Source organism: Actinoallomurus acaciae (assembly GCF_042429965.1).
GTDB classification, from domain to species: Bacteria; Actinomycetota; Actinomycetes; order Streptosporangiales; family Streptosporangiaceae; genus Actinoallomurus; species Actinoallomurus acaciae.
In genome coordinates, this window is record NZ_JBHLZP010000641.1 from 1 (window position 1) to 4653 (window position 4653).

Annotated in this window: 2 protein-coding genes and 1 pseudogene; 1 reads left to right on the forward strand and 2 read right to left on the reverse strand. The window is 70.8% G+C overall.

The window, feature by feature from the left end; all coding sequences use genetic code 11:
- Positions 1 to 240: 240 nt before the first annotated feature.
- Positions 241 to 1145, forward strand: a pseudogene (gene metF, locus ACFFNX_RS43970) (methylenetetrahydrofolate reductase [NAD(P)H]).
- 76 nt (positions 1146 to 1221) lie between these two features.
- Here metF and meaB read toward each other — a convergent pair.
- Together meaB and scpA are read right to left on the reverse strand one after the other, a co-directional pair.
- The gene (gene meaB / locus ACFFNX_RS43975; protein WP_378212199.1) at positions 1222 to 2223 is read right to left on the reverse strand and encodes a methylmalonyl Co-A mutase-associated GTPase MeaB; all 1002 of its coding nucleotides are present in this window, start codon (positions 2221 to 2223) and stop codon (positions 1222 to 1224) included.
- 9 nt (positions 2224 to 2232) lie between these two features.
- Positions 2233 to 4500 (reverse strand): methylmalonyl-CoA mutase, encoded by a 2268-nt coding sequence (gene scpA / locus ACFFNX_RS43980; RefSeq protein WP_378212200.1) that lies wholly within the window; start codon positions 4498 to 4500, stop codon positions 2233 to 2235.
- Positions 4501 to 4653: the final 153 nt, after the last annotated feature.

Below are 4653 nucleotides of genomic sequence, written 5' to 3' on the forward strand. Positions count from 1 at the left end.
GTGACCGCGACCCCGGCCGCCGAAGCGGTCGCCTGCTCCCTGGAAAACCCCGAAACCTGCGAGGCATGCCAATGAGCCTGCTCGACCCGGCGCCTTCGCCTTCATGGAACTGCAAGAACTATCGAACCTTCTTCGGCCTCGACGAGACCTTCTAAGACGACGAAACAAAATCGCATATCTGAATCCTTGAAAATCGATAATCCAGTTGCCTTTATGGACCATTCCGTTACCCTTAATGCCATGACTGCCGCGCGCCGCCGTACGATCCGAGAAGTCCTCGCCGCGGGCGAGACGACATTCTCCTTCGAGTTCTTCCCGCCCAAGACCGAACAGGGGGCGCGAAATCTCTGGCAGGCGATCCGCCGTCTGGAGGTGTTGCGGCCGACGTTCGTCTCGGTGACGTACGGTGCGGGCGGCGGCACCCGCGACCGCACGGTGGAGATCGTCGAGCGGATCGCCGGCGACACGACCCTCACTCCCGTCGCGCATTTCACCGCGGTCGACCATTCGATCGCCGAGCTGCGCCGGCTCGTCGGAAGGTTCGCGGCGGCGGGCGTGAGTGATCTGCTGGCCCTGCGGGGCGACCCGCCCGGCGACCCGATGGGGGAGTGGGTGCGCCATCCCGACGGTGTGGAGTACGCCGAGGACGTCGTCCCAAGTCCGCGGGCGACTTCAGCGTCGGTGTGGCCGCCTTCCCCTACCGGCATCCGCGTTCTCCCGATATCGAAAGCGATACCCGCCACTTCGTGCGTAAGTGCCGTGCGGGGGCCGACTACGCGATCACTCAGATGTTCTTTCGCGCCGAGGACTACCTGCGCCTTCGTGACCGCGTCGCCGCGCTCGGCTGCGAGGTGCCGATCATTCCCGGCATCATGCCGGTCACGCGGCTCAGCACGATCGAGCGGTCCGAGCAACTGTCCGGTGCGCCCTTCCCCGCCGAGCTGGCGGCCAGGTTCGAGGCCGTCGCCGGCGACGCGGACGCGGTGCGCCGTCTCGGTATCGACCAGGCCGCGGACCTGTGCCGGCGGCTCCTCGCCGAAGGTGCGCCGGGCATCCACTTCATCACGTTCAACAAGTCGACGGCGACCAGCGAGGTCTACTCTCGCCTCGAGGTCGGCGGGAACGGGGTGCCTGCCATCGCGTGACGACGAATCCCGCCGGGCTCCTGCTCGATCACCGCGGCCATGCTCCGAGCAGGAGCGCCGTCAGGGCCGGTCGGGGTCAGCCATCTGCCCTCCCGAACGCGTCGAGGATCTGGTCCGCGGCCATCGTCGCGGTGATGGAGCCGTCTCGTACCTTCTGTTCGAGTGCGGGCGCGATCGTGCGGACGCCGGGGTGTCCGTGGAGCCGGGCCAGCAGCTGGTCGTGCACCAGGTTCCAGGTCCAGCCGACCTGCTGGTCGCGGCGCCGCCGGTCCAGGCCGCCGGTCGACTCCAGCACCCCCCGGTGCCGCTGGATGCGCTCCCACACCTCGTCGAGGCCGGTGTTCTCCTGGGCGCTGCAGGTGAGCACCGGGGGCCGCCAGGCCGCGCCCGGGTCCCGCAGCAGCCGCAGCGCCTCGGCGAGCTCGCGGGCGGCGGCGAGCGCGTCCTTCTCGTGTGGTCCGTCGGCCTTGTTGACCGCGATGACGTCGGCCAGCTCCAGCACGCCTTTCTTGATGCCCTGGAGCTGGTCGCCGGTGCGGGCCAGGGCCAGCAGCAGGAAGGTGTCGACCATGCCGGCCACCGCGGTCTCCGACTGTCCGACGCCGACCGTCTCGACGAGGACGACGTCGTATCCGGCCGCTTCCATGATCACCATGTTCTCGCGGGTCGCGCGGGCCACGCCGCCGAGCGTGCCCGACGACGGCGAGGGCCGGATGAACGCCGCGGGGTCGGTGGCCAGGCGCCGCATCCGGGTCTTGTCGCCGAGGATCGAGCCGCCGGTCCGGCTGGAGGAGGGGTCCACGGCCAGCACCGCGACCCGGTGGCCGGCGCCGGTCAGCATCGTGCCGAAGGCGTCGATGAACGTGGACTTGCCCACGCCCGGCACGCCGGTGATGCCGACGCGGAGCGCCTTGCCGGTGTGCGGCAGCAGTTCGGTGAGCACCTGCTGCGCCACCCGGTGGTGGTCGGGACGGGTCGATTCCACGAGTGTGATCGCGCGGGCGATGGCGGCGCGCGAGCCGTCCAGCACTCCGCGTACGTGCTGCTCCGCGCTGATGGGGCCTCGGGTCCGGGTCATCGTCGGCGGTCAGAGCTCGTGCCCGAGGGCGGCGGCGAGCGTGCGCAGCAGGTCGCGGGCCGCGGCGGGGATCACCGTGCCGGGCGGGAAGATCGCGGCGGCGCCGGCCTCGTACAGGGCCGCGAAGTCGCCGGGCGGGATGACGCCGCCGACCACGATCATGATGTCCTCGCGCCCGGCCTCGGCCAGCTCCGTACGCAGCGCGGGGACCAGGGTCAGGTGCCCGGCCGCGAGCGAGGAGACCCCGACGATGTGCACGTCGGCCTCCACCGCCTGGCGGGCCACCTCGGCCGGGGTCTGGAACAGCGGGCCCACGTCGACGTCGAAGCCGAGGTCGGCGAAGGCGGTGGCGATCACCTTCTGGCCGCGGTCGTGGCCGTCCTGGCCCATCTTCGCGACCAGGATGCGCGGGCGCCGGCCCTCGGCCTGGGCGAACTCCTCGACCAGCGCGCGGGTCTCCTCGACCGGTCCGGACGGTCCGGCCTCGTCCCGGTAGACCCCGGCCAGGGTCTTGATCTGCCCGGCGTGCCGGCCGTACACGGCCTCGAGCGCGTCGGAGATCTCGCCGACGGTGGCCTTGGCCCGCGCGGCGTCCACGGCCAGGGCGAGCAGGTTGCCCTCCAGGGCGTCACCGCGCCGCGGGCCCGCGGCCGCGGCCTCGGTCAGGGCGAGCAGGTTGCCCTCCAGGGCGTCACCGCGCCGCGGGCCCGCGGCCGCGGCCTCGGTCAGGGCGTTCAGGGCGCTGCGGCAGGCCTCCTCGTCGCGTTCCGCGCGCAGCCGGCGCAGCTTCTCGATCTGCTGCGCGCGTACCGCGGCGTTGTCGACCTTGAGCACCTCGATCTGCTCGTCCTCATCGAGGCGGTACTTGTTGACGCCGATGACCGGCTGGCGGCCGGAGTCGATCCGTGCCTGCGTACGCGCGGCCGCCTCCTCCACCCGCAGCTTGGGGATGCCCTCATCGATGGCCTTGGTCATCCCGCCGGCCGCCTCGACCTCCTGGATGTGCCGCCAGGCGCGGCGGGCCAGGGCGTCGGTCAGCTTCTCGACGTAGGCGCTGCCGCCCCAGGGGTCGATCACGCGGGTGGTGCCGGACTCCTGCTGGAGGAACAACTGGGTGTTGCGGGCGATGCGCGCGGAGAAGTCGGTGGGCAGGGCCAGTGCCTCGTCGAGGGCGTTGGTGTGCAGCGACTGGGTGTGGCCCTGGGTGGCCGCCATCGCCTCGACGCACGTGCGCGTGACGTTGTTGTACACGTCCTGCGCCGTGAGCGACCAGCCGGAGGTCTGGCAGTGTGTGCGCAACGAGAGCGATTTGGGGTTCTTCGGGCCGAACTGGTTCACCAGCCGGGCCCACAGCAGCCGGCCCGCGCGCAGCTTGGCGACCTCCATGAAGAAGTTCATGCCGATGGCCCAGAAGAACGACAGCCGCGGGGCGAACGCGTCGACGCCGAGCCCCGCGCCGATGCCCGCGCGCAGGTACTCGACACCGTCGGCCAGGGTGTAGGCCAGCTCCAGGTCGGCGGTGGCGCCGGCCTCCTGGATGTGGTAGCCGGAGATGGATATGGAGTTGTAGCGCGGCATGCGCTGTGAGGTGTAGGCGAAGATGTCGGAGATGATCCGCATCGAGGGCTCAGGCGGGTAGATGTAGGTGTTGCGGACCATGAACTCCTTGAGGATGTCGTTCTGGATGGTCCCGGCCAGCTTTTCCGGGGGCACCCCCTGCTCCTCGGCGGCCACGATGTAGAGCGCGAGCACCGGCAGCACCGCGCCGTTCATGGTCATCGAGACCGACATCCTGTCCAGGGGGATGCCCGCGAAGAGCTGCCGCATGTCGTAGATCGAGTCGATGGCCACACCGGCCATGCCGACGTCGCCGGCCACTCGCGGGTGGTCGCTGTCATAGCCGCGGTGGGTGGCCAGGTCGAACGCGACGGACAGGCCCTTCTGCCCGGCGGCCAGGTTCCGGCGGTAGAAGGCGTTGGACTCCTCCGCGGTGGAGAACCCGGCGTACTGCCGCACGGTCCACGGCTGGTTCACGTACATCGTGGGGTACGGGCCGCGCAGGTACGGCGCGATGCCGGGGTAGGTGCCCAGGAAGTCGATGCCGGCCAGGTCATCGGTCGTGTACAGCGGCTTGACCGCGATGCCCTCCGGCGTCTCCCAGAGTGCTTCGTCGACGTCCTTGCCGGTCTCTCGCCGCCACGCGTCCTGCCACTGTTCGGCGGTGACGGCCTCGGCCGCCGGGCCGTCGAGCCCGATCTCGGTGAAGTCGGGGATCATCGAGGCACTCCGATCTCGTCGAGCACGGTGGTCAGGGCGGCGAGGGCGTCGCAGCCGACGTGGACGAAGGCGTCGACTCCGGCGCCCTGGTAGGCCTCGCGCCGGTCGCCGGGCCGGCGGGCGAGGACCACGTGCCGGGCGCCGGCCGCCTTC